Source organism: Halomonas dongshanensis (assembly GCF_024790395.1).
GTDB lineage: Bacteria > Pseudomonadota > Gammaproteobacteria > Pseudomonadales > Halomonadaceae > Vreelandella > Vreelandella dongshanensis.
This window is the reverse complement of the sequence record NZ_JAJISC010000003.1, coordinates 163,569-189,862: the sequence shown is the minus strand read 5'-3', so window position 1 is coordinate 189,862 and position 26,294 is coordinate 163,569. Positions and strand designations below refer to the sequence as shown.

Below are 26,294 nucleotides of genomic sequence, written 5' to 3'. Positions count from 1 at the left end.
CATCTTTAAAGCCAAGGTCATACCCTATTGTGGTAAACCCGATAAGCTACTATGCGTTTCCTACCTTCGGGTTAAGCTTTACAATAGGCCTTACACTCATTCTCGCTGGTCACCTCATGCACCTGACCCGCTTCACCGACTACGCCCTTCGCGTTCTGCTCTACCTTGCCGTCAAAGGTGAGGAGCGCGCAACGATTGGCGAAATCGCCGACACCTACGCAATTTCTCGCAACCATTTGATGAAGATCGTTCAAGAGCTCAATCAAAAAGGTTACCTTGAAGCGACGCGAGGCAAACACGGCGGGCTACGCCTCAAACGCGACCCGGCCTCAATCACCTTGGGCGGGCTCGTGCGCGACACCGAAAACGACATGGCGCTGGTCGAGTGCTTTCGCGATGACAACGCCTGTGTCGTCACCCCATCTTGCAAACTACGCCCCATTCTCAACGAGGCGCTCGGTGCGTTTCTTCAGGTACTCGATGACTATACGCTTGCCGATCTACTCGAAGGGCGCAGTGCCGGGCTCTCTCGGCTCATGCGCATACCCGTATCCACTGCAGACCATTGAGTAGGCAGCGTAGTGACCGCGTCTCTAACCCCAACATACGCCGTTCGGATCTAAGGGGCTTGATCTAGATCAAGGATCGAAAGAGATAGAAGCCCCGCATCGTGGAAACGCGGGGAGAAAGGAAGCGGCGTTGCCAAAATCGCCACCTAAAGCGAAGTGACCACGCACCTCTAGTTAGTAGGGGCGCAGCCCTTCAGTACGGTAGAGCATATTGACCTCGACGACTCGCCCTTCCATCAGATGGCAATACTGCCGCGTCCCATCAGAGGTTTCGCGCGTATGCACCTCGCCCCCTTCTCGCTCGCAGTAGGCAACCGCATAGCGCTGCGCCTCTTGGGCATTTTGCTCGCTGGTCAATGTGCTACACCCCGACAACAGCAGCGCCACTAGGGGTAGCGCCGCCAAGGTGGTGGCATGAAAGCGCGTCATGGTAAATCTCCCGTTGGCCGAAAGTACGGTGCTCACCTTTAGGGTCGCTGACAAAGCGAGAGTACGCCAGCATCGAGAGAAGACCATTGACTCCCAAAACGGGAGGATCTATCTTTACTCAAGGAAGGAGGCCGCATGCGAGTCATAGCAAAACGCACACTCAGGCTATTTTGGCAGCAAGGCTATGTTGATGCCGAGACACCACTAACCGAGTGGTACAACATGGTGCTGAGTGCTTCTTGGCGAACGCCACAAGAACTCAAAGCCGACATTAGAACGGCAAGTATTTTGAAAGGTGGGCGCGTCGTCTTCAATATTGCAGGTAATAAGTATCGCGTCATCCTCGCCATTCGCTACCAAGAACAAATCGCCTGGATTCGCTTTGTCGGCACGCATGCCCAGTACGATAGAATCGACGCGGAGACAATCTAATGCATATTCACCCTATTCGTGATGACGCCGATCTTGATCGAGCCTTCGCTCGCATGGAGAAGCTCTGGGCCGCAGAACCCGGCTCTGAGGGAGCCGATGAGCTCGAAGTGCTTTCCATTCTAATCGAGAAGTATGAAGACAAGCACTATCCTATCGGCCCGTCTGATCCCATCGAAGCAATCAAGTTTCGCATGGAACAACAAGGGCTTACACAGCAAGACCTTATACCGTTCATTGGCGCCAGCGGCCGAGTTTCGGAAGTACTCAATCGTAAGCGCACATTAAGCATCAACATGATCAAAAAGCTGCATGCGGGAATGAAAATTCCATATGAAACATTGTTGAATTAAAAATGCTCATCTAACACTAGTGGGGTTAGAAAAATGATAGGCGGGATGATATGGCGTCCTGGCAGGAGTCAAAAAATAAAACAAATCACTGTTTTTATAAAAAAACAAAACAAAACAATGGTATACCTACAAATATACCTCTATTCAAAAAACGCCTAGTCCCAAGGCTCTCAGCATACTGAACAACAAACCACTCCTCCCCAAAAAGGCTTACAACAAATAGCCGTTAAAACCATCTCGCAAAATCATATTTCTAAAGTATGCATACCTTTTACATAGTGAGGTCCAACACAATATTTAGATTTATCAAGATCAGGATCTATCATTGAGGTAGTCATAATCACTTGATATGGTTCCTTATATTGACTTAATGCATCAATTAGCACTCGTTGAAAATTTTGACTACGATCCGGCCCCATTCCCTTATCTTCAGTATTATCAAGCATTAAAAATCTGGGATATCTCATATCCTTATCTTCTAACGACTCCATTAAAATAGCTAAATGAAAACTATTTTTTAATACAGTTTCAGAACTAGCTGAAAACTTAGACCGTCCATCTACAAGTATTAAATCCTTAGCAAAGTCATATTGAACAACCTTCGCTTTATTAAAATCAGGCTCAAAGCCACCATCTTTTTCAAGTAGCTCTTTTGTCTTTTCTGATAGATTATGTTCTATTTTTTCACGACGAGAATCAGAATTTTCTTTACTTTCTTTTATAGACTCTCTAAGCTTCAAAATTTTATCATTAAGTTCAGCTTTTTCATTTATCAAAGCCTCAACAGATGAAACTAACTTCATCTTACTTTCTGAATTAACAATTCTCTCTTGAAGGGCACCTATATTTCCCGATAGCACATTTAGTTTAAGTATTTTTTCCGAGCTTATATTTAAAGCCGCCTTGTGTTCGGCTTTTCGGGCTTCTAATTTACTTATTAAAACTCTAATAGCATGATTCAAATCTTCAAGCCTACTTTTCAATCGGCCTACAACAGTCAGACTTTCACGCTTTTGAAACTCCAGTTCATTTAAAGTGGATAAATATAACTTATCCCGAGCATTATCCCCTAATGGAGTTTTACAAAGAGCACAGCAGGTATCATCCTGAGACTCTAACGAAGAGAGGCAACTGGGGCAAAACTTGAACCGAACCTCACCAAAAAAGTTATACGCTGTCCTTGATTCTTTCAAAGCTTTTGTACGTGTTTCAATTGAACCCAAAAACATTTTTGACTCTATAATTTCGTTATATACCTCAGTACGTTCGGAAGTTAAAGAATCAATTTCATTAGAAGTTTCGATTATATCATTGGATAATTTTTCGACTTCATCTTTTATATTTTCATTTAAATCATCATCTGGCTTTAATAATAAATTTTGACGCTCCTCAGTTAGCTGAACAAGATTGCTATAGTATTCAGTTATTTCTTCTTTAAGATGCTCTTCACGTAAAACACCTTCTGTGGGTGAAATAAACTTATATACTGAATCTAACTGCCCTCCTATCTTAGAAAATTCTGACTCCGCCTTCGCAAGCTGCTGCTTTAAAGAGTAAACACCCAAATCGTCTAGCCCAAGTAAAAAATCCCCTATCGCTTGTCGCATACTTGGCTTATCAAAAGTTGAGTGCTCAGCCCGCAATATTTTATTTACTGCTGTACCTTGATCTACATATATAAGGCGTAGCACTTGATGCATAGTTAAATTTGCATAATCATCAGTTTGACTATGAGGCCAATTTAGCAAATCAAAAAACTGCTGAGAGAAGCTAAGTTTGTTATCGGTTCTATTTAATCCATATCGCTGCCAATCATCACGACTAGCTTTTAAACTATCGAGAAGTGTTCCGCTAAAAAAGTAGATTGGAGGTTTAGACCCTGGATCTATCGCTCGTTCAATCGTAATTATATGGCCATTGATTTCTATCTCGGCAATCATCTGGTCACAGGATTTTGCTTCTTTATTCCAGCGGTCTTCTGGAACATCGCCACCTAAACAGCTAAAAAGCAAATCCATTACAGTAGATTTACCGATGCTGTTAGTACCACGGATTATATTTACACTTTTGCCAAACACCTGATCGTAAACATTTTTTTTAGACTTTTTAACGATAAAACGATTTACGAACAAAGTATCCATTTTAAGCATCATAAATATATTCCATTAATCCAGATCTTTTTTTAAGTCCTTGAGGCCCATTTAAACCAACCATGGGCAAAGCTTCAGTGATAATTTTAAATTCATCTTTATTAAAAAATTCATCACTCTTCATATATGCAATAAAGGAAGGTGGCAAAGCATCATCGACCAAACACAACTTATCAGCCTCAAAGCTTTCTTTTGAAACTATTCCTTTAGCTATAAGCTCTAACACTGCAGTCTTTTGAAATTTCTCAAGATCATAAAAAACTCTAGGAGAGTTATTTATATCTTCATACTGTTGAGGGATGTTTTTAAGAAGCCTCTTATATTTAGATATCTGACTTGGCCAAGGAGATATTTCTTTAAGCTGAGCTGGAAACAAATAATAGAAATCTAGCAAACGTAAAAGAGACCAAGACACTCCCGTTTTATTAGCAGAGTGCAAAATTGAAACAATACGATAAAGGCAATGATTCGCATCAAAAGCAGGATGATAAATAAGCATAATTAATCCCAAATCAAGTGGCACTTACCTGTCAAAAAGTACAACATGCCTGAAATAGTATCTTGATCTATAGTAGGATCAGAACCTATAACCTCACTATAAACTCTATCGACTATGTGATTATATATTGCCATATCAATAACTTCAGAGCGAGCTTTATTTTTAATTAACGGACGAATCGAGCTCTCAAAAGTAGCTTTAATTTTTTGTAAAATATAAAGATATATCCATTGACGTCTTGGGTTTAACTGCGACTTTGAAAACCTCTTGGCAAAGTGATCTTTCTTTTCAATCGCATCATCAACTAAATCAGATCTACCACCGTTAACAAGCTTTTGTTCTAAACCAATTACAGCCGAACGCGTTTTATTATTAGTAAAAAACTCGAGCCGCTCAAGAAAATATTGAAAATCTTCATCACTTTCAGCCATTTCTTGAAAACGCTCTAGGCCTCTTACCACAGCCCCACAGTCAATCGGGGGGAGTTCAATATTATAGTTATACTGATCACCCCCAATAATATCTTTACCAACTTCGCCATTTTTGACTGATACTTTATTCATTATTTTTTCTCACGACGCCCATTACTATTACCACCAACAACATCACCTCTAACACTTGATTTATTGATACTAATCTTGTTCCCCCCCAAGGAACGCTCACCGGCATCCCACTTAAAAACTATGAAAGTACATAGCAGAAAAGTTAAAACCGCAATTGAAACAAAAAGGCCATAAACTTGAGACTCATTTAAGCCATCAAGATATTTTGATTCAAAAATACGTGGGAATATTGTAACAGCTACTACACCAGAAATAGCTAAGCCAGGACAACACTTTAAAGCTTTTTTCCAAAACTCATCCATTTATAATTCCCTTACCTTCTTATAACTAACTTCTATTTCTGAACGGATACTGATCAATAGCTGGCAAATAGACGACCAATAATTATATATACATCTCGAATTTTACTAGTTACATAATTTTTCTATAATACATCAAAGGGCACCCGCCTTATGACTTGCATCTGATGTACTAGCTTGGATCGCCAAAGCATACTAAGGAACAAGTGATTTTGCCACTCATTTACACTAGAACATTCCTAGCTGTCAGGTCCCGCATGATTAACTACCCGTTTGTTAAATAACTCGGGCTGCCTGGCCTGCCACTCCTTCAGCGCCGTGATCGGTGATTGATGATGCAGTGCCTTCTGGGGGACGTGGTGATTGTACACCCAGGCATAGCGTTTAAGCGTCTGTTCCAGATCCTCGCCTGTGGTATAGCGCCGGGTTGCCAGCACGTCACTGATGCGGCCGTTGAACCGCTCCACCCTACCGTTCGTCTGTGGCCTTCCCGGCTTGATCAGGCGATGTTCGATAAAATGGGCTTGGCACTCCTTGTCAATGGGGTGGCGCCCGGTGGGCTTGCGCTCTCCTGCCCGCGTGAAGCGATCGGTGAACGACTTACCGTTGTCAGTGAGCACCGTCTGAATCATGAAGGGAGCCTTCTCCTCCACGCGCTTCATGAACGCCTGGGCATCCTGAGCAGACTGGCTGCGCCTGACCTCCAGATAGACCCAGCGTGTGGCACGGTCGATAGCAACGTACAGGTAGCGTTTCTTCTCCTCGTCGGGCATCTGCGGCAGATGCTTGATGTCGATATGCACGTACCCGGGCTCGTAGTCCTTGAAGGGCTTGTGCCGGGGCTTGCCATCATCTCCCGCGTCCTGACGGGCTAGTTCTGCCAGTGTCGGCACCTGGCGCCGCTGGAGCATGCGGTGCAGGCCCGAACGAGACAGTCGAGGGTTCAAGAACTCACGTGCCACAACGAGGAGATCATCCAGGCCGAGCCGCAGGAATTCACGGGCGGCGATCAGCACCTCCTCCTGCTCGGACGTGAGGGTGGCTAGCAGGTTGTGACGCGTATGCGGTCGGTCATGGACATCGTCGCGGTACCGCCAGCGCCGGATGGTCGCGGGGGAGACGCCATACTGGCGGGCCAGCTCGCTATCCGTGAGGCTGGTGGGTGACGCCTGGATCTCGCCCCGGATCTTCGGTGTCGTGGTGGCCTGCTTATGCAGTTTGATGTTCATGAATCTGCTCCCGAATGAAGTGCTTTAGAAGCTCTCTGGCTGCCAGCAGAGGATAACTCCTATAGCTCATTTGATCATCCGGGACCCTACACCTAGCAATAAGTAATACTCCCTCCTCCAACTGAAGCAAAAATCCACATAATTTCATGTGGCCCTGCTTTTTCTCCAAGGTCAAACAGTAACGGGCTTGCGACCATACTCTAAGGTGCAGAAGGAAATAGCTTACAAGCAAGCTCCATAAATCAGTGGTGAAAGACGCGCCTTGGTGGGTGGGACTGCAGAGGTAACTGTTCCGCAAAGCTGCTGGGTGCCGCTATAAGCCCTCCTACACTGCGCCTAGCCCCATAACAACGAAAGTCCTCATAGGGGCAAAACCACACGCTTAATTATTAGCATCTTTCATGGTATGTACTCTGAAGCCTTACTAAAGCTGCTCAAGAACGCCCTATTTCGCTGTCAGCGAGGTATGAGCGAGCTGGCAAGCCTGATTAACCACCGCACCTTACTAAAGTGCATAAACCCGCATGAATTCGCATGATTTTCATGCACCCATTTTTTACTGGCCAGCCCAGCAGTGGCGCGACTTGAGGGTAGGCGTAGAGTGCATAAAAACCACTACATTTAGCGCGAGGGCGGGGCGGGGAGTTGACAGCGCGGCGCAGGTTGCAGCCTAGAAGGCAGGTTCTCCCCATAGCAATTGCCATCAGCTAGCACTTTGTGGCGTGCTTCCCTTATCTGTCCTCGCTGCCCAAACACGAAAAGCCCCGCACGTGGCGGGGCTGGTTCTGATGGGTGCAAGGGGCTGTTAAGCGGCGCTGTCGCTGTCCAGCTTTTCAAGACTGCATACATACTCTATCCGGCTCTTTAGCTACTTCACGCGCGGCGAGCCACCGATATCTCTGAGCTAGCGGCATATACCATTCTGTATACCACCTGAAAGTAAAATTTGAATGGGAAAAAATAAAGAGTTGAAAGCCTGAAAATCAATATTTTTAGAGGATTAAGCTTTCATTTCAGCGTTGGGCAGACTTACGAAAAATACGCCGTTGGCGTCCCTGGCAGGAGTCGAACCTGCGACCTGCCGCTTAGGAGGCGGCTGCTCTATCCTACTGAGCTACAGGGACTTTGTGTCGCGTGGAGGGGAGATTGCGGGGGCAGAGTATAGCGCGTTAAGCGTGCTACTCCAACCATAGGCCAGTGCGTAGCTCGATGCATAGTTCGGTGCCGCCGCTTGGTTTAGACCCAGCCGAGCCAGCGTAAGGCGAAAATCCCCAGTGTCACCGAGAGGCTGGCCATGAGCGTGGTCATGGCGATGATGTTGGCGGCGAGCACGGTGTTGCCTCCAATGGCCTTGACCATAACGAAGCTTGCCGCGGCCGTGGGGCTTGCAAAAAAGAGGAACAAAAGCCCCAGTGCCTGGCCGGAAAAGCCTACCGCCCACGCTGCTAGCGTACTTACCACGGGCAGCACGACCATCTTCATGATACTCGCGCTGAGCGCCACTTCTTTATTTTCACGCATGGCCGACATAGAGAGCGTTGCGCCGATGCAGATCAGCGCCAGCGGCAGGGTCAGTGATGCAAAATAGTCACCCGAGGTCATCAGCCAGCTGGGCAGAGGAATCGAAAAAGCGGCGAAAGGCAGTGCGATCAGCACGCCCAGGATCAGCGGGTTGGTGATGATATGTTTGAGGATGCTTCGCCACTCGGTCGATTGACCGGGCTGATACGCCGCCAGCGCAATGACCGAGAGCGCGTTGTACATCAGAATCACTACGCCTACCAGTAAGCCCCCTACCGACAAGCCGTACTGGCCATACATCCCCGCTGCCAGCGCTAGCCCCACTACCCCACAGTTACCGCGAAAGGCGCCCTGAACGTAGAGGCCACGCTCGGCGTAGGGAACCCGATAATGCGCCCAGAGCCAGCTAAAGAGAAATTGCCCGAGTGTTGCGGCGGCAAAGAAAAGCATGAGCGGCACATCCAGCGCCACGCTTAAATCGGCTCGCACCAAACTCAGGAAAATCAGCGTAGGTAAGGTAGCGCGAAAGACCAGCGCTGAGGCGGTGGTAATGAAAGCGCTGTCGATCCAGCCTAGGCGCTTGAGCCCTATCCCGAGAAAGACCATGGCAAACACGGGGAGTGTGGTATCGAGGGTGCGGGAAAAGAGGTCGAATAGGCTCACGACAGGGCCTCGAATGTGATAGGTGGCCGCGCCTTTTAGCGCCATAGCCAACGAGTAAGCGTTGATTTTACCTCATTCGAAGAGCTGCGTGGCCTCGTCGCTCATGATATTGACTACAACGCCATTGCGCCCCCTGTCCTTGGCGTAATAGCTGCCCGCGTCCGCGCGCTCAAGCGCCTCCTCGACGCTGGCATCATGTTCATCGAAGGTGGTGACACCGATACTCAGCGTCACGTGGTACTCCCGCCCTGCTTGGGAAACCGAAATTTCACTCACGGCTTGGCGCAGCGCCTCGGCAATCCGCTCGGCTTGGCCCAAGGTACAGCTTGGCAACAGAACGGCGAACTCATCGCCTCCTTGGCGGGCTACGTGATCGCTTCGTCGCACCTCCCAGGCCACTACCTGGGCGATTCGCCGAAGCATCTCATCGCCCAAGGCGTGCCCTCCCTCGTCGTTGATCGGCTTGAAGCGATCGAGATCGAAGAGCAGCAGCGCCGAAGGCGTACTGGTCTTTTGAAAATCGGCAAAGGCCTCCTCCAAGCGCCGAAGGAAGCCGCGCCGGTTGAGAAGTCCAGTCAAGGGGTCATGCTCGGCCTCCCAACGCTGCAGCGCCTCCTGTGCACGGCGCTCGGTGATGTCTTTCACCACGCCTACCAGGCCAAGCGAATGGCCGCCTTGGTAGAGCATGACGCTGCGCGCGTGAATATCCAGCCACAGCACTTCGCCATCCTCACGAATGAAACGCAGTTGGCGAATGAAGTCATTGCCCGATTTAAGGCTGTGCAGCCATAGATCCTTGGCATCTTCAAGGTCGTCGCGATGGATCTGTTTGAGCCAAGAGGGCTGCGAAACGTTGCGATCAAAGCCGAGCATTTCCAGCAGCGCGGGGTTGATGTAGGTAATTTGGCCATCGAAGCTGGCGACGAACATACCCTGAGGCGACGTATTGAGCACCGAGTCTAAAAAGGCCTCACGCTCTTGTAGGTGCGCCAAGAGCGCGTCGCGCTCCTCCTCGACGCGATTGAACGTCTCCGTCAGATTTTGCAGCTCCTGCATGCTGGTCGTTAGCGCTACGCGACGCCGTTGGCGCAGCCCCACTTCTTTGATCTGCTGGGCTAGCTGGCTAAAGGGGCGAAGCTGTTTGCGCAGCAGCCACCACAATAGTGGCAACATCGACAACGCCAAAAGCCCCCATAGCCACAGCAGTTGGCCAATGAAATCGGAAAGCAGTAGCTCAGTTTGGGACAGCGGAATGAAAAGGCAAACGATCCAATTAGCTGGCCACACCTGGGCATACGACTGAAGCCCCGCCTGCCCGCTTTGTAATGGGCCTACGCCCTCTCCCTGCCAACCGTAGAGCGCTTGGTCGAGCAGGTCACTCGTGGGTTGTATCGGTGTTTGCGTCAGTAGCAGGTCGCGATTGGGGTGATAGAGAATCTTGCCCGATGCCGTGGCGATACTGGCGTAGCCATGCTCACCCAAACGCACCCGCGACAGGCGCTCGAAGATACCGCCCGTTAGGTTCATGACCCCGCCGATTGCCCCAAGAAAGGCGCCGTCGGCGGCTATACGGGGAGCAACGATCACTACGATCGGCTCCTGACTCGCCCGGCCAATGAACGGCTCGCTGACATAGGGCCGAAGCGTTCCCTTGACCATACCGAAAAACTCACGCTCGGCCGTATCGAGCCCCATGCGCCCCGCCACACCTGGCATATCGGCAACGACGCGCCCGTATTGATCAATGGCCACAAGTCCTTCGAACCAGGAGAGAAGCGCTTGATTGCTGCGCAATTCTTCATAGAGGCGTGTGGGGTTTTCCTCTTCACCGAGTTTGGTGCTTACACGCTCGAGCGAGCGAATACGGCTATTGATCTGCTGGGTCACCTCGTCGGCTAACAGCGTCGACTCGTAGCGTAGATGAGTGATGTTGGTCTTGAGCATCATCTCCTTGCCCAGATGCCACGCCGCACCCACGACTAGCGTCACCACTAATAGCCAGATAATGGCCAGCCCCATCAGCAAGCGCCCTTCGAGAGAGGGGAAGCGAACGCGGCGGCTCAAACGCAGTAGTGCATCCACTCGGTCACCCTGGCGATCAAGAAAAATACGTTACCCAAGGTAATTCCTCGTGCAAAGGCCACTCGTTCGCTGATGTTACCCAGTTTTGTATAACAGCATGGGCTAAACGGTAAGAACGTAATATTTATTAATTTAAGTAAAAGCGTTATGCCGTCAATGATACTTTTTAACGCTTCGCAAAACTATATAACACAATTTAACTTTAATTAACCATTTATCTCATCAAGCTTTTTTCAAGCCAACGTAACTTTTTGTATTTAAAAATGAAAATAAGTATCAATGCTCATTTTTCCTGGTACAACTGCCTGGTGATTGAGAAATTGCCAAGACAGCGGGATTCACGTATGTTCGCCCTCCCTTGACCCACGACACGAAGAGCGCCGCTGAGCGTATTCGTCAGCGGTACGTACTCACCATGGAAAAACGCACGGCAGGCATTCTTTCTCCTGGAATTCAGCGTATTAGCGCCCTCAAGGCGCTGCTACCCGAATTCGACCGGCTTATCCGACTTAACTCACTCAGTCGGATGCCTGATGCCGTCGTCGGCTGGGGATTGAAACCGACGAGCGTTCGTGCCCGCCGCTATGCGCAGAAACACCACCTACCCTATATCGCCCTGGAAGATGGCTTTCTGCGCTCTCTAGGTCTTGGCGTTGCGGGCTACCAACCGCACAGCTTGGTAGTGGATCATACCGGCATTTACTACGATGCCACGCGCCCCAGTGATCTGGAAAACTGGCTCAACGATGCCACCTTCGACCACGACGAACTCGCTCTTGCCGAGCGCTGTATGACGCAACTGCGACACTATCGTCTATCGAAGTATAACCACGCCCCCGACCAGCTTCCGGAACCGCTGAATAGAGGTACGCCGGGCAGCTGCGTATTGGTGGTGGATCAAACCGCCGGAGATGCCTCGATAAGCTTTGGTGGCGCCAGTGCCGAGAGCTTCACCGCTATGCTGGAAGCGGCGCTAGCAGAGCACCCCAATGCCACGGTGCTGGTGAAAGTTCACCCAGACGTCATCGCGGGTAAAAAGAGCGGGCACTTGCTAAAGGCAGCCCAGCATCCTCGTTGCGTGCTGGTGGGAAACGACATCAACCCTTGGGCACTGTTCGACATCGTCTCGCAAGTCTATGTCGTGACCAGCCAGTTGGGCTTCGAGGCCCTACTCGCTCAAGTGCCTGTCACCTGTTTTGGCCTGCCCTTCTACGCCGCCTGGGGGCTTACCGATGATCGCCAAGCCTGCCACCGACGGCGGCGTACCCGCACGCTGACCGAGGTCTTCGCGGCGGCGTATTTACGCTATGCCCGCTACGCCAACCCCTATACCGGCCAGCCCTCTACGCTGGAAGATACCCTTGCGCTGATCGCCGATCAAAAGCGCCAGCGCGACCGCCTGAGCGGTGACTGGTTGGCATGTGGTTTCTCCTCGTGGAAGCGTGGCTTCATCGACGATTTTCTCGGCGCCGCCGCCAAAGTAAGCCATCAGCGTCAGTTGCCTAAAGCGCCTGTCAGTAAACGCGTGCTGGTGTGGTCAAGCAGCATCGATGACGCTTTCAAGCAGCGCCATTCCGGGCACATCGACACCCTGTGGCGAATGGAGGACGGCTTCGTGCGCTCAGCGGGGCTTGGGGTGGATCTTACTCGCCCCCTATCGCTCGTCATCGACAGTAAAGGCATCTATTACGACCCGCGCCAGCCAAGCGATCTAGAAATACTGCTGGAAACCTTCGACTTCACACCCGACCTACTCGAGCGCGCCCGGCACCTGCGCGAGCGTTTGGTGGGCCTAAAACTTTCCAAGTACAACGTGCCGGGCGAACGTGAGCTCGATCTTCCGAGCGACCGGCACCTCGTGCTGGTACCTGGCCAAGTAGAAAGTGATGCTTCGATTGCCGCAGGCTCTCCTCAGATTCGTACCAATCAGGCACTACTAGAAGCCGTGCGTACGGCGCATCCGGACGCCTATATTCTTTATAAACCGCACCCCGATGTGATCAGCGGGGCGCGCCTGGGGCTACTCGCCGCCGATGCGAGCACGCTGTATGATGCCGAAGTGGGCCATGTCGACATTGCCGCCCTGCTCGAACGGGTAGACGCCGTGCACACGATGAGCTCGTTAACGGGCTTCGAGGCGCTATTACGTGGTCGTAAGGTCTACACCTACGGGCTGCCGTTCTATGCGGGCTGGGGCCTGACCCAGGATGCGTTGCACTGCCCAAGGCGCACGCGCCGCCTCGGTCTTGACGCGCTCGTCGCCGCTACCTTGATTCTTTATCCAAGCTACGTCGACCCCGCAACGAAGCAGCTGTGTAACGTCGAAACCGTGGTCACTCTGCTGGAGCAGGCCCAGTACCGCTTGGTCAAACCGACATGGAAACAGCAGCTCTATCGCTGCTATCGCAGCATCGTCATAGGAAGACACTGAGTTGAAGCAGCAAAAGCGCGCCTTCTTGTTTCTACAGGGAGTTTGTTCCCCCTTTTACCCGCGTTTGGCGCGTAGCCTCACCGACGCCGGTCACCGCGTCGTCAAGGTCAACTTCAATGCGGGCGATATCGCCTATTCGCAAGGCACCGGCGCTCAGCAGCATCTTTTTCGCGCGCCACTAAACGAGCTGCCCGGCTATCTCAACACGCTCTGGCAGCGTTATGGCATTACCGATCAAGTGCTTTTCGGCGACCGTCGCCCCGTGCATCGCGCCGCCATCGAAGGCGCAAACGATGCGGGGGTGCGCACCCACGTGTTCGAAGAGGGCTACTTTCGCCCCTTCTGGATCACCCTGGAGCGCGACGGCGTCAACGGTCACTCGCTACTGCCCCGCGACCCCAGCTGGTTCTATGCTACGGGGAAGGCACTGCCCGAGCCGCCCAAGCCCAAGCGCTTTCGCTCTTCGTTCAAGGTGCGCGCGCTGCACGATATCGGCTACCACGTGGCAGGTCTTGCCAACCCGCTCGTCGCGCCACGCTACCGTAACCATGCGGGCATTACGGCACCGATGGAGTACGCAGGTTACCTCAAGCGTTTCACCTTGCTAAAGCACTGGAAAAAGCGCGACAAAGCTCGGATCGATGCCTTGATCGCCCAGTCAAAGCCATATTTTCTACTGCCCTTGCAGCTCAACACTGACGCTCAGATTCGCGACCATTCGCCCTACGCCAACATGGAAGAGGTGATGGATCACGTCTTGGGCTCTTTCGCCCTGCACGCGCCAAGCGATGCCCTGCTCTGCATCAAGAATCACCCGTTAGACATGGGCTTGGTGAACTATCCCGGCATCATCCAGCGGCTGAGTGATTTCTACGGCCTTGAAGGGCGTATCGTCTATTTGGAGTCGGGCGATCTCAACGCGCTGCTCAAGCATGCTACCGGCACGGTGACCGTCAATAGCACCGTGGGTCTCGTGGCCCTGGAACAGGGTTGCCCTACCTTTGCCCTTAGCGATCCCATCTATCAGTTGGCGGGGCTGACCTATCAAGGCGCGCTGGAGGAGTTCTGGTTCCAGCCGCCGCCGCCAAGCCGCGAGCTCTTTGGCTATTTCCACAAAACGGTGATGCATGCCACCCAGGTCAATGGCGGGTTTTACTGTCAAACCGGCATCGAGTTAGCCGTAGACAACGCAGCGGGTATACTACAGGCCTGCCCATCACCCCTGGAGAAGCTGCTTTGAGTTTTACTGCAACACGCTGCGTGCTGATCACCGGGGCCACGGGCGCTATTGGCGGGGCGCTGGCACGCGCCTATGCCACCTCGGGGTGTCATCTCATTCTCCATGGCCGCAAACAAGCCGTGCTCGACGCTTTGGCCGAGACATGCCGCGTACAGGGCGCCACGGTAGAGACGGCCTCGATCCCGCTCGACGATGATGCAGCCCTTGCCGAATGGCTCAGCGACGTCGCGCGGCGTTGCCTGCCCGATATCGTTATTGCCAATGCCGGTAGAAATACGCACCCGCCCGGCCCCGGCGAGCTCGAGCCTTGGGCAGAAGCCGAGGCACTGGTCGCGCTCAATCTGCGCACGCCCATGGCGATGGCGCAGCAGCTTGTGCCTGCCATGAAAGCGCGAGGTAGCGGGCAGTTGGTTTTCATTAGCTCGCTCGCAGGCTGGCACGGCTTACCCACCACGCCGACCTATAGCGCCACCAAGGCAGGCATCAAAGCGTACGGCGAAGGCCTTCGCGGGCTGCTGGCGCCCTGTGGCATTGGCGTTAGCGTGATCATGCCAGGCTACGTGACCTCGCCCATGTGCGAGGCGATGCCGGGCCCTAAACCGTGGGAGTGGCCGCCGGAAAAAGCCGCCAAGGTGATCAAGCGCGGCATCGAGCGTAACCGAGCACGCGTTAGCTTCCCGTTCCCGCTCAACTTCGGCACCTGGTGGCTCGCCGTGCTCCCTGCTCCAGTGTCGCAATGGCTGGTAAAGCGCCTCGGTTTCGATCACAGCGGACATCCCCATGCTTGAGGTATCACTTCTCTGGCCGCTAGTGACGGGGTTGATCGCCACCTTCGCCATCGAGGCCCTGCTGCGCCCGGCCCCTACGCCCTTTTGGCAGCGTGGTATGGCAGCCACGGCGATGCATGTGGGCAGCTGGCTGCTGCTTTTCGGGCTATTCACTTTAGTGCTTCAACGCCCCTGGTTTGCGGTGGTGTTTTTGCTCTCGCTGCAGTTGGTCATCGTGCAGTCGAGTAACACCAAATCCAGCACGCTGAACGAGCCTTTCATCTGCCACGACTTCGAGTACTTTTGGGACGCCCTGCGCCACCCTCGTCTCTATGTACCGTTTTTCGGTGTTACCCTGGCGATCCTTGCCTCTTGCGTCGGGGCCGCCGCCATTGGCGCCTTTCTCATTTGGGAGCCGTCGCTGGTCTCGCGTCATGGCGCGGGTGCGCTGTTCGTCGCCACCCTGTCGCTCATCGCCGTGGGTAGCGCCCTCATCGTGGCCGTCAAGCCCTGGCGCACGTCGATTACCCTACACCCAGCGCAAGACATGCACGCGTTGGGGCTCTTCGCTAGCCTGTGGGCCTACGGCGTAGCCCTTATGCGCGCGCGCCCACCTCGGCCCGAGCAGTCACCCTATTACCCAGGCGCTGATCAAGGTGCCGATAATCAGACTGACCACGCCAGCGCCAAGGTCAATGCCCAGACCAACACCCCAAGCGCGGATAGCCCCAACGTGGTGCTGGTGCAGAGTGAATCCTTCTTCGACCCACGCTCCTGGTGCGATGAGATAGCGCCTTCGATCTTGGCGGCGTTCGATACGCTACGCGCACAAGCCGATATCGCAGGCACGCTAAGCGTTCCTGCCTGGGGCGCCAATACCGTGCGCACCGAATGCGCCGTACTCACCGGTATCGCGCCCAGCGCCTGGGGAGCGCTACAGTTCAACCCCTACCGCACACTTGCCCGCCACCCACTGCCCAGCATCGCGAGCGCCTTCAAGGCGGCAGGTTATCGAACGGTTTGCGTGCACCCCTACCCCGAGACGTTTTATCTACGCCACCGCGTCATGCCAGCGCTGGGCTTCGAGCAGTTCGTCGATTTGCAGGCCTTCGACGCCGCCACCGACCGTCACGGCCAATACATTGGCGATGCAGCGGTTGCGCGAAAGGTTGGACGCCTGCTGGAAGATGACGATAATAGACCGCTTTTCGTCTTCATCATCACCATGGAAAATCACGGCCCGCTGCACTTGGAAGCGCCGCAGGCTGAGGCAGCCCAGCAGACGCTGCCCAAGGCGCACTGGCCACTGGCCGAACACCAGCGCGATTTGGCGGTCTACTTGCATCACCTGCGCGAGGCCGACAGGATGATGGCCGAGGTAACGAAAGCGCTGAGTAGCCGCTCGCGCCCAGGGCTACTGGGTTGGTACGGCGATCACGTGCCCATCTTGCCCGCCGCCTACGCTCACTACGGTGCGCCTGCGGGCACGACGCCCTATGTGATCTGGTCGACCCAGCACAAGGGCACGGAGCGCTCGCGCCCGTTCACTACCCAGCAATTGAGCGCCCAGGAACTCGGCGCCGTACTGCTCGAACGAGCACTTGGAGACGTTCCCAATGCCGCGATGATGCGCGATGCACCAGCGAGCGATCTTATGAAGAGCGGTGTTATAAAGAGCAATGCGATAACGAACGATGCATTCAAGGCAGAACCAGAATTTCAGGAGCAAGAATGACTAGACGCGTTGCCATCATCGGCGCCGCCCACCGTTTCCCCGGCACCACCCCTGAAACGTTCTGGCAGGATCTCAAGGCCGAAAAGGATTTGGTCTCGCAGGTCGCTCCCGATCGCTGGAGCCAAGAGGCCTTCTGGCATCCCGACAAGCGCCACCCCGGCACCAGCGTGACCTTTGCCGCCGGTAGCCTGGGCGAGATCGGCGGCTTCGACGCCGACTTCTTTGGTATTTCGCCGCGTGAAGCAACGCATATGGACCCGCAGCAGCGCATGCTGCTGGAGCTTGCTTGGGAAACCTTCGACGATGCCGGCATTGCGCCCAGCACGCTACGCGGCAGTCAGTGCGGCGTGTTCCTCGGCGTTGCTAGTCTCGATTACTCCTACCGCATGGCCGATGACATGGCAGCGATCGACGCTTCCACCGCCACTGGCAATACCTCGAGCATCGCCTCCAACCGCCTCTCTTACGTCTTCGACCTCCACGGTCCGAGCATGTCGCTGGATACTGCCTGCTCCTCCTCCATGGTCGCCTTTCATCAGGCGTGTCAGGCAATCAGAAGTGGTGAAACCAACATGGCGCTGGCCGGGGGTATCAGCCTTCATCTGCACCCTTATGGTTTCATCATTTTCTCCAAGGCGAGCATGCTCTCGCCTACCGGTCGCTGCCAGGTATTCGACGAAGCGGGCAACGGCTACGTACGCTCCGAAGGCGCTGGCCTATTCCTGCTCAAGGATTACGACGATGCCATCGCCGATGGCGACCGTATTCTGGCCGTGGTGGCAGGCTCGGCGGTCAATACCGATGGGCATAAATCAGGAATCACCGTGCCCAATGCGGACGCTCAGATCGACCTGATGCGCCGCGCTTACGCTCAAGCGGGTATCGCCCCCGACGACATCGATTACCTCGAAGCCCACGGCACGGGTACCTCGGTGGGAGACCCCATCGAGACGCGCGCCATTGGTGAAGCGCTGGGCAAGCATCGCGCCACGCCTCTGCCCATCGGTTCGGTGAAGAGCAACATGGGCCATCTGGAAACCGCCTCGGGTGTGGCGGGTCTGGCCAAGGCGCTCTACAGCATTCAGCATCGCGAAGTGCCTGCCACCATCGGTATTCGCACGCTCAACCCGCGTATCAAGTTCGACGAGTGGAACATCGCGGTCGTCACCCAAGCGCAGGCGTTGAAGAAAAGCGGGCGCATCGTCATCGGCGTCAACTCCTTCGGTTTTGGCGGCGCCAATGCCCACGTCATTCTCGAAAGCCCGCCGCAACATGCCGCGACGAGCACGCCAGCGCGTATCGACGATGAAACGACGCCACAAGCGCTACCGCTGCGCCTAAGTGCGCGTAGCGAAGCGGCGCTGATCGAAGGCGCGCACACGCTTGCCGCCGAGCTCAAGAGCGGCGCGCTACGCGACGGGGAAACGGCTCTCTACGATGTCGCCCATACGCTCTTTTATCATCGCGAACACCACGAACACGGCGCCCTACTCTTTGCGGCCAACCACGCCGAGGCCATCGCACGCCTCGAAGGGCTCGTTGAGGACGATAAAACGTCCGCCACCCGCCTTAGCCGACTAAGCGACGCCCAGGGTCCGGTGTTCGTCTACGATGGCAACGGCTGCCAGTGGGAAACCATGGGGCGCGACTTGCTCGACACCGCCCCGGTATTCGCCGCCGCCATCGACCGCGTCGACGCGCTCTTCCAACGTCTGGGCGATTTTTCGCTACGCGCCGAACTCGAAGGGCACAACGGTGATCAGCGCCTTGAACGCACCGAAATCGCTCAACCAGCGCTTTTTGCCCTTCAAGTCGCGCTGACCGAGTGGCTGGCCGACCAAGGCATCACACCCACTGCCGTGTTCGGCCACAGCGTAGGCGAAGTGGCCGCCGCCTGGGCAGCAGGTGCGCTGACCTTGGAAGATGCCGTCAAGGTCATCTATTTCCGCAGCGATTTCCAGGGCAAGACCCGCGGCCTCGGCGCCATGACGGCGGTCTCAATGAGCGCTGACGATATCGCGACCTATCTGGCCCGCCCCGAATACGTCAAAGTGCACCTGGCCGGGATCAACAGCCCCAAGGGCATCACCCTGGCAGGTGATGTCGACCAGTTGACTGCGCTCGAAGCCGAGCTTAGTGGCTTAGGCGTGATGGCCAAGCGTTTACCGCTCGACTACGCCTTCCATAGCCCGGCCATGGATAGCATCGAGCAGGGCGTGATCAGCGCCCTTGCCGAGATAAAACCGCGCGCCACCACCCTTCCCTTCGTTTCGACGGTGACCGGTACCGTTAGTGAAGGTACTTATCTGGATGCGACCTACTGGTGGCGCAATATTCGCGAGCCGGTGCTGTTCGATAGCGCTGCCCGCCAGCTCGTCGCCCAGGGGTATAACGTCTTCATCGAGATCGGCGCTCACCCCATCCTGCGCCGCTACCTCAACGAAGCCCTACGCGAAGCAGACGTTCGCGGCCTTACGCTGGCCACACTCGAACGTCATAAGCCGGGCTTGGAGCTGCTTAAGCGCTGCTTAGCGCAGTACCTGCTCAGCGGACTCGCAGTCGATGCCCGCCGCTTCTTCCCGGTCGAAGGTCTGCGAGCACCTCTTCCGCGCTATGCCTGGCAGCGCACGCATCTGTGGGTCGACCCCACCAGCGATAGCCAAAAGCTTCTGGGACGCTACTACCAGCACCCGCTGTTGGGCTACCCGCTGGCTCAGCACGACAATACCTGGGAGAGTCAGCTCGATACCCAGCGCCAAGCGTGGCTTGCCGGGCACGTGGTGGGTGAAGGCGCGGTCTTCCCTGGTGCTGGCTTCGTCGAGCTGACCCTAGCCGCCAGCGTACAGCTTCAAGACGCCCCGGTGCTCGATATCGAGGAGCTCGAAATTCGCGCACCGCTGCTACTCGACGGCCCCAACGGGCGCACCATGCGTTTGTCGCTGCTGGGTGGCGATGGCCGCATGGAAATCCGCTCGCGCGAGCCCGCTACCGGCACCGAGTGGCAGGTCAACGCGGTGGCGCGTATGCGCCGTGAAACCCGTGGTTTCTTGCTCAAGCGCCAGGCCCCGACACTGCCCAGCCGTGCGCCGGACTACACCCTGGATGAGCACCTGCAGATGGCCGAGCGCATTGGCCTGCACTACAGCGGCGCCTTCCAGGCCATTGCCCGAGGCTGGGTCGAGGGCGACAGCGTGATTGGCGAGATCGAACTGAGCGAGGCCGTTAACGCCCAGCTCGATAGCCTGCACCTGCATCCGGGCATCTTGGATAGTGCCTTCCAGATGTTCATTCCGCTGCTCGCCCACCAGCGCGAGCGCGACGACCGGCTCGCTTTCGTGCCGGTGCGCGTTGGGCGCATCCAGCTCGATACGCAGGCGGGTAAGCCCGTGGTGGCACGCGCCATCATGCGTAAGCGCGCCCCTCACTCCTTCACGGCCGACTTCGAGCTCTTCGATGCCGACGGTCGTGCCGTGGCCGTGCTCAGTGAAACGCGCTTCAAGGCCATTCGCCTCAACCGCGCCCATCAGCAGCAGCTAAGCTATCTCGATGTTGCCTTGACCGCAGCGCCCTTGACCAACCCGCCGCTGGCGCTACCCGCCGAGGCGCTGGGCCGTATCGCCAACCTGCCCGAGGCATTTGCCTCGCACACAGGCAAGCGCTACTCGAGCGAAGTGGCGCCGCTGCTCGACAGTCTCAGTGAAGCGTTCTTCGCCAGTGCTGAGAATGGCGCTGATGCCAGCGAAGAGCACACCCCGGCGACCATCTGGCAGTTGCTGGTTCAGGAGTACCCGGACTACTTCGCTCCTATACATCTGGTCGGGCGGTTGGGACTACACCGCGACGCCCTGCGAGCGGAAACGACCGATCTCGCCACACTCGGCATCGACGATGGCCAGCTTGCTCGCCTCAATCGCGTACTGATCGGCGAAAACGGCTGGCAGGCGCTCGCCAACGAGCTCGGCGCCCTGATCGACGCCACGCTCACTGAGCTTCCGAGCGGCCAACGCTTATCCCTGCTAGAAGCGGGGCCCTGCGCGCCGGTGCTCGGTGAGCGCCTGCTCGAGCGCATGGCAAGCGGTGAGCAGCCGCTGCTGGCACGCAGCCACTACCGCGCCTTGACCACGCACGACGGCGCACGCCATCAAGCCGAACAGCTTCAAGAGCGCTTTCCGCTAATCGATGTGGCAAGCCTCGATGACGCTCCCTCTGCGCTTGCCCCTGCGCGCAAAGCCCAGTTGGCCGTCATCAGCGCCGACGTTACTCATCCTGACGCCACCCAGCGCTTGATCGCGGCGCTACCCGCCTGGCTTGCGCCGGGCGCGCAGCTCATCGTCGTGGGCACCTCGCCCAGCCGCTGGCTCGACGACGTGCTGGCCACTCCCGGTATCGAGCGCCAAGCGCTCGAGCGGGACACCTTAAGCGAGTGGCTCACGGCCCAGGGCATGATCGTATCCGCCCCCATCGTGCTCGAAGAGGAAGCAACGGGCGCTTATTTACTGCATGCGCACTACGCCGCCGACCCGGCTGCGCTACGCCCGCACAGCACGCGGCGCCACTTGTTGATCAGCGATGATCGCAACGAAGCGTTTGCCACGCGCTTGGCTGAAACGCTTGAGCAGCGCGGCGACGCCGTTTTGCTTAGTCGCTCCAGTGCCGCACCGGCCGATCTGCTCGTCGATGCGCTTGCCGCCCCACCCCTCTTTGATGCGGCGCAGCTACCGCTCAACGTCGTTGATCTGCGTGGCCTGGCAGCAAGTGAGACGACCGACACCGTTGCTACGCAAACCCTGCGCTGCCACCTGGCCCAGCAGTGGGCCTTGGCGCTGGAAGCACAGGATGTGACGGCCACACTGTGGCTAACCACCCAGGGCGTGCAGCGGCTGTGGAAGCCCGATGGCGCAAGTGCTCTCGCTCCCGCCGCCGATGCCGCCCTCTGGGGCTTTGGTCGCTCCTTGGCCAACGAAGCGGTCGGCCACGATGTCGTCTTGCTCGACCTGCCAGTGGATCCCGATGCGACGGCGCTGGAGAGTGTTGCCGCGTCGCTTGCCTGCCCAGACACCGAGAACGAGGTGGTCATCGCGACCAGCGGCGCTCGGCTCGCTACGCGCCTGCGCACCTTGCCTGCACCGCACTGCGCTGAGGACGTATCGCTTCCCGCGCGCCATGCGATGACGCTAGGATTTGCCCTGCCTGGCCAATTACGCCAGCTGCGCTGGCGCCCGCGTGCCCTGCCCGAGCTTGCCGCCGATGCGGTCGAAGTACGCGTCAAAGCCACGGGACTCAATTTCCGCGACGTCATGTACACGCTGGGGCTGCTCTCCGACGAGGCCATCGAAAACGGCTTTGCTGGCCCCACGCTCGGGCTCGAGTTCTCCGGTGAGATCGTTGCAGTCGGCAGCGAAGTGACACGTTTCACGCCCGGTCAAGCCGTGGTGGGCTTTGGTCCTGCCAGCTTCAGCGACCGCTTGATCGCCAGCCAACACGCCCTGGCGCCGCTGCCCGAGGGCGTCGATTACGCCGCCGCGGCCACCATCCCGACGACCTTCTTTACCGTTTACTACGCGCTCAAGCACTTAGCGCGGGTCGAGCCCGGTGAGAAAGTGCTGATCCACGGCGCCGCAGGTGGCGTAGGTATCGCGGCACTTCAGATCGCAAGCTGGATGGGCGCCGAAATCTACGCCACCGTGGGCACCGAAGAGAAGCGTGACTTCTTGCGCCTGATGGGCATCGAGCGCCTCTACGACTCACGCTCGCTGACCTTCGCCGAGGAGATTCTCGAGGATACCCAAGGTGAGGGTGTCGATGTGGTGCTCAATTCGCTTGCAGGCGAGGCGATCAACCAGAACCTACGTGCGCTGCGCCCCTTCGGCCGCTTCCTGGAGTTGGGCAAACGCGACTTCTATGAAAACACGCATATTGGCCTGCGCCCGTTCCGCAACAACCTAAGCTACTTCGGCATCGATTCCGACCAGTTGATGAAGGTACAACCCGCCCTCACTCAGCGTCTGTTCGGTGAAATGATGGCCCTGTTCAACGACGGCACGCTAAGCCCACTGCCGTTTACCGCTTTCGGCCACAGCCAAGTGATCGACGCCTTCCGCTACATGCAGCAAGCGCGTCAGATCGGCAAGGTGGTGGTGAGCTACGAAACGCCCATCGCCGAACCACAGCACGATACCCTCGGCCAGGGCACGCTGACGCTTTCGGCTAGCGGGAGCTATCTGGTCACCGGCGGGCTTGGCGGCTTTGGTTTGAAGACCGCTCAGTGGCTGGTCGATAAGGGCGCACGCGCGTTGATTCTGCTAAGCCGCAGCGGGCCGCAAAGCGACGAAGCCAAAGCCGCCATTGCGGACTTCGAGGCGCGCGGCGTCACGGTGGTGGCCGCCGCCTGCGACATCACCGACCGGGATGCGCTCGCCAACGTTTTGGGCCACGCGTCTCAGGAGCTGCCCCCGCTGAAGGGGATCGTCCATGCGGCCACGGTGATCGACGATGGCCTGATCCGTAACCTCGACGCCGAACGCATCGAGAAGGTGCTGGCGCCGAAGATCGAGGGAGCTCGTCACCTGGATGCCCTGACCCAGGAACTGCCGCTGGATTTCTTCATCCTCTACTCCTCGGCTACCACCCTCTTTGGTAACCCCGGCCAGGCCAACTACGTTGCCGCCAACCACTGGCTCGAAGCCTTCGCCGCTACGCGCCGCGCCAACGGCCGACCGGCCACCTGCGTACGCTGGGGCGCCATCGAAGACGTCGGCTTTTTGGCCCGCAATACGCGCACCCGCGACGCTCTGCAAGAGCGCTTGGGCGGCTCGGCGCTACGCTCGGACGATGCTTTGAAGGTCCTGGAGCAGATGCTGCTCACCGATAGCCCGAGCCTCGGCGTGCTCGAGCTCGAGTGGGGGGCACTGGCGCGCTTTTTACCCACCGCCGAGACACCGCGCTTCGACGAGATCGCCCGCGCCAGTGACGACGATGGCGCCAGCGAACACGATAGCAACGATCTTCGAGCGCTGCTCACCGAGCTATCGCCCGAGGAGCTCCACGTTACGGTCACCGAGCTCCTGCGCGCCGAGCTCGCCAGCATTTTGCTGATCGAAGAGGAGAAGATCGACGTACACCGTTCGGTCTACGACATGGGCTTCGACTCGCTCATGGGTGTCGAGCTGATGACGGCGATCGAGAACCGCCTCGGCGTCAACGTCCCGGTAATGATTCTTAGCGAAGCCTCGACGCTGGATAAGCTCGCAGGCGTGCTGATTCAGAAGCTGCACCAGCACGACGACGTTGAAGAGGCGCCGCAGGATGCGTTAGCCTCTCTCGCCGCTCGCCACGGCGTCGAAGGACTCATCGATGGCGCCGCTGCTCCCTCTTCATCCGCGACCGAGACACCATGACCCTGACGCGCTCCGAACTGAAACGCCAACTGCTGGAACAGGCGCGCAAACGCCCGGCCACCCGCGCGCCCTCCAACAGCCCAGCGCCGGACACGTCCGCTGCGCTAGCGCATGCGGGCAGCGTACCCGAGCGCTTTACGCGCTTCGATGCTCACCCCGGCTACCAACAGCTAATCATGCTGCGCCAAGGTGCCGAGCAGTTGGGCCTGAAAGATCCTTTCTTCAAGGTTCACGACGGTATGGCGGGGGCAACCAGCGTGATCGAGGGCCGCGAGTGCCTCAATTTCGCCAGCTACAACTACCTAGGCTACTCGGGCGACCCCCGCGTCATCGAGGCCGCCTGCACGGCAGCCGCGCACTACGGCACCTCGGTGTCGGCCAGTCGCGTCGTCTCGGGCGAGCGTGCGCTTCACCGTGAACTCGAAGGCGCCCTCGCTTGCACCTACGGCGTAGAGGATGCCGTCGTCTTCGTCAGCGGCCATGCCACCAATGTCTCGACGCTTGGGTATCTGCTTGGCCCCAAAGACCTGATTCTTCACGACGAATACATCCATAACAGCGCGATGGTCGGGGCTCAGCTCTCCGGCGCCAAGCGCATGTCGTTCGCCCATAACGACCTAGCGTCGCTCGACGACCTGCTCACCCGGCACCGCCTTCAGTTCGAGCGCGTACTGATCGTGGTCGAAGGCCTCTACAGCATGGACGGCGACATTCCCGACCTGCCCGCGCTGATTGCGCTCAAAAAGCGCCATCAGACGTGGCTTATGGTCGATGAAGCGCACTCGTTCGGCGTCATGGGCCAGCGCGGCTTGGGCCTGCGCGAACACTTCGACATTGCCGCTAGCGACGTGGATATCTGGATGGGCACCATGAGCAAAACGCTCTCCGGCTGCGGCGGCTACATCGCAGGCTGCACACCGCTGGTGGAGACGCTGCGCTACTTCGCTCCTGGGTTTCTTTATAGCGTGGGCATGCCTGCTCAGGTTGCCGCCCCTTCGCTCAAAGTGCTGGAACTGATGGGACAAGAGCCTCAGCGGGTCGAGCATTTGCACGCCATTTCGCGCTACTTTCTCGAGCGTGCCCAGGCGCTGGGCATGGATACCGGGCACAGCATCGGCGCGGCCGTAGTACCGGTAATCGTCGGCAGCTCGCCGCGCGCCGCGCACCTTTCACATGCGCTTTACGAGCAGGGCATCAACGTGCAGCCGATCCTTTACCCGGCAGTGCCCGAGAAGAGTGCGCGGCTGCGCTTTTTCCTCTCCTGCGAGCATACCCAAGCGCAGATCGACCAAACTCTGGATACGTTGGCAGCGCTCATGGCCGAGGCGTCATGAGCACGGTATCGTCTTTGGATGAGAGCGCTGCTTTGGATGAAGGGGGTAACGAAGGAGGTAGCGGGCAAGCGCGTTGGTACGTCATTCAGTGCAAGGGCGGCGAGTCATTTCGCGCCGCCGAGCACCTAGCCAATCAGGAGTACGAGATCTTCCACCCCATACTCAACGCCCAGCGTAAGCGTCAGGGCAAACGGGTCTTGGTGCTCGAACCGCTGTTTCCCTACTACCTGTTCATTCGCCTGGACACCATTGCCAGTAACTGGCGCCCCATCCGCTCGACTCGCGGCGTGCTTAGGCTACTCACCTTTGGTGATCACCCCATCGCCGTCCCCGATGCCCTGATCGACACCCTGCGCGCCCAACCCCATCGTCAAGAAGGCAGCCACACCCACTTTTGTGTCGGCGAGAAAGTCATCATCACCGACGGCCCTTTCAAAGACCTGGAAGCCATCTTCAGCCGCACCAAAGGCGAAGAACGCGCCATCGTCCTCCTCAACGTACTCCAACGCCCCCAGCACCTGGAAATGCCGATAGAGCAGTTAGAAAAGCGCTGACACTCACCACCAGCACCGCTACGCGCTGCTTTCGCGCCGGGCTGCGGGTG

Annotated in this window: 18 protein-coding genes and 1 tRNA gene; 10 read left to right on the top strand and 9 right to left on the bottom strand. The window is 56.5% G+C overall.

Features of this window, described 5'->3' with window-relative positions:
- Positions 1–116: 116 nt before the first annotated feature.
- Positions 117–569, top strand: a complete 453-nt coding sequence (locus LLY24_RS07625; protein ID WP_259035684.1) for an RrF2 family transcriptional regulator — start codon at positions 117–119, stop codon at positions 567–569.
- A 174-nt stretch (positions 570–743) separates the two neighbouring features.
- Here LLY24_RS07625 and LLY24_RS07620 read toward each other — a convergent pair whose 3' ends face one another.
- Positions 744–998 (bottom strand): DUF333 domain-containing protein, encoded by a 255-nt coding sequence (locus tag LLY24_RS07620; protein WP_259035683.1) that lies wholly within the window; start codon positions 996–998, stop codon positions 744–746.
- A gap of 135 nt (positions 999–1,133) precedes the next feature.
- On the opposite strand from LLY24_RS07620, the gene LLY24_RS07615 reads away from it, so the two are divergent.
- Complete coding sequence (locus LLY24_RS07615; RefSeq protein WP_259035682.1) at positions 1,134–1,430, top strand: type II toxin-antitoxin system HigB family toxin; 297 nt, start codon at positions 1,134–1,136, stop codon at positions 1,428–1,430.
- Complete coding sequence (locus tag LLY24_RS07610) at positions 1,430–1,780, top strand: helix-turn-helix domain-containing protein (RefSeq protein WP_259035681.1); 351 nt, start codon at positions 1,430–1,432, stop codon at positions 1,778–1,780. Before LLY24_RS07615 ends, LLY24_RS07610 begins: the two co-directional genes overlap by 1 nt.
- Positions 1,781–2,025: 245 nt before the next feature.
- On the opposite strand, the gene LLY24_RS07605 is transcribed toward LLY24_RS07610, so the two are convergent.
- The 8 genes from LLY24_RS07605 to LLY24_RS07570 form a co-directional block, all read right to left on the bottom strand.
- Positions 2,026–3,921: a hypothetical protein gene (locus LLY24_RS07605; protein WP_259035680.1), complete on the bottom strand. Its 1,896-nt coding sequence runs from the start codon at positions 3,919–3,921 to the stop codon at positions 2,026–2,028.
- Between the two features lies 1 nt (position 3,922).
- A complete protein-coding gene (locus tag LLY24_RS07600; RefSeq protein ID WP_259035679.1) occupies positions 3,923–4,429 on the bottom strand; it encodes an ABC-three component system middle component 5 in 507 nt (168 codons plus the stop codon).
- Between the two features lie 2 nt (positions 4,430–4,431).
- A complete protein-coding gene (locus LLY24_RS07595) occupies positions 4,432–4,992 on the bottom strand; it encodes an ABC-three component system protein (RefSeq protein ID WP_259035678.1) in 561 nt (186 codons plus the stop codon).
- A complete protein-coding gene (locus tag LLY24_RS07590; RefSeq protein WP_259035677.1) occupies positions 4,992–5,294 on the bottom strand; it encodes a hypothetical protein in 303 nt (100 codons plus the stop codon). The genes LLY24_RS07595 and LLY24_RS07590 overlap by 1 nt, the downstream gene beginning before the upstream one ends.
- Before the next feature lie 236 nt (positions 5,295–5,530).
- On the bottom strand, positions 5,531–6,520 hold the full coding sequence (locus LLY24_RS07585) for a DDE-type integrase/transposase/recombinase (protein ID WP_259035676.1): 990 nt from the start codon (positions 6,518–6,520) through the stop codon (positions 5,531–5,533).
- Positions 6,521–7,567: 1,047 nt separating this feature from the next.
- Positions 7,568–7,644: transfer RNA gene (locus LLY24_RS07580), tRNA-Arg, on the bottom strand.
- Between the two features lie 112 nt (positions 7,645–7,756).
- Positions 7,757–8,704, bottom strand: coding sequence for an AEC family transporter (locus LLY24_RS07575; protein ID WP_259035675.1), 948 nt, complete (start codon positions 8,702–8,704; stop codon positions 7,757–7,759).
- 72 nt (positions 8,705–8,776) lie between these two features.
- Positions 8,777–10,786, bottom strand: coding sequence for a sensor domain-containing diguanylate cyclase (locus tag LLY24_RS07570; RefSeq protein WP_345799643.1), 2,010 nt, complete (start codon positions 10,784–10,786; stop codon positions 8,777–8,779).
- A 358-nt stretch (positions 10,787–11,144) separates the two neighbouring features.
- On the opposite strand from LLY24_RS07570, the gene LLY24_RS07565 reads away from it, so the two are divergent.
- The 7 genes from LLY24_RS07565 to rfaH are packed head-to-tail and all read left to right on the top strand — an operon-like array spanning position 11,145 to position 26,244.
- On the top strand, positions 11,145–13,217 hold the full coding sequence (locus tag LLY24_RS07565) for a capsular polysaccharide biosynthesis protein (RefSeq protein ID WP_486606398.1): 2,073 nt from the start codon (positions 11,145–11,147) through the stop codon (positions 13,215–13,217).
- A gap of 1 nt (position 13,218) precedes the next feature.
- Positions 13,219–14,457, top strand: coding sequence for a capsule biosynthesis protein (locus LLY24_RS07560; protein WP_259035674.1), 1,239 nt, complete (start codon positions 13,219–13,221; stop codon positions 14,455–14,457).
- Complete coding sequence (locus tag LLY24_RS07555) at positions 14,454–15,245, top strand: SDR family NAD(P)-dependent oxidoreductase (RefSeq protein WP_259035673.1); 792 nt, start codon at positions 14,454–14,456, stop codon at positions 15,243–15,245. The genes LLY24_RS07560 and LLY24_RS07555 overlap by 4 nt, the downstream gene beginning before the upstream one ends.
- Positions 15,238–16,959 (top strand): LTA synthase family protein, encoded by a 1,722-nt coding sequence (locus LLY24_RS07550; protein WP_259035672.1) that lies wholly within the window; start codon positions 15,238–15,240, stop codon positions 16,957–16,959. Before LLY24_RS07555 ends, LLY24_RS07550 begins: the two co-directional genes overlap by 8 nt.
- Positions 16,956–24,356 (top strand): type I polyketide synthase, encoded by a 7,401-nt coding sequence (locus LLY24_RS07545; protein WP_259035671.1) that lies wholly within the window; start codon positions 16,956–16,958, stop codon positions 24,354–24,356. The genes LLY24_RS07550 and LLY24_RS07545 overlap by 4 nt, the downstream gene beginning before the upstream one ends.
- Positions 24,353–25,690: an aminotransferase class I/II-fold pyridoxal phosphate-dependent enzyme gene (locus LLY24_RS07540; protein WP_259035670.1), complete on the top strand. Its 1,338-nt coding sequence runs from the start codon at positions 24,353–24,355 to the stop codon at positions 25,688–25,690. The genes LLY24_RS07545 and LLY24_RS07540 overlap by 4 nt, the downstream gene beginning before the upstream one ends.
- The gene (gene rfaH, locus LLY24_RS07535) at positions 25,687–26,244 is read left to right on the top strand and encodes a transcription/translation regulatory transformer protein RfaH (RefSeq protein WP_259035669.1); all 558 of its coding nucleotides are present in this window, start codon (positions 25,687–25,689) and stop codon (positions 26,242–26,244) included. The genes LLY24_RS07540 and rfaH overlap by 4 nt, the downstream gene beginning before the upstream one ends.
- Positions 26,245–26,294: the final 50 nt, after the last annotated feature.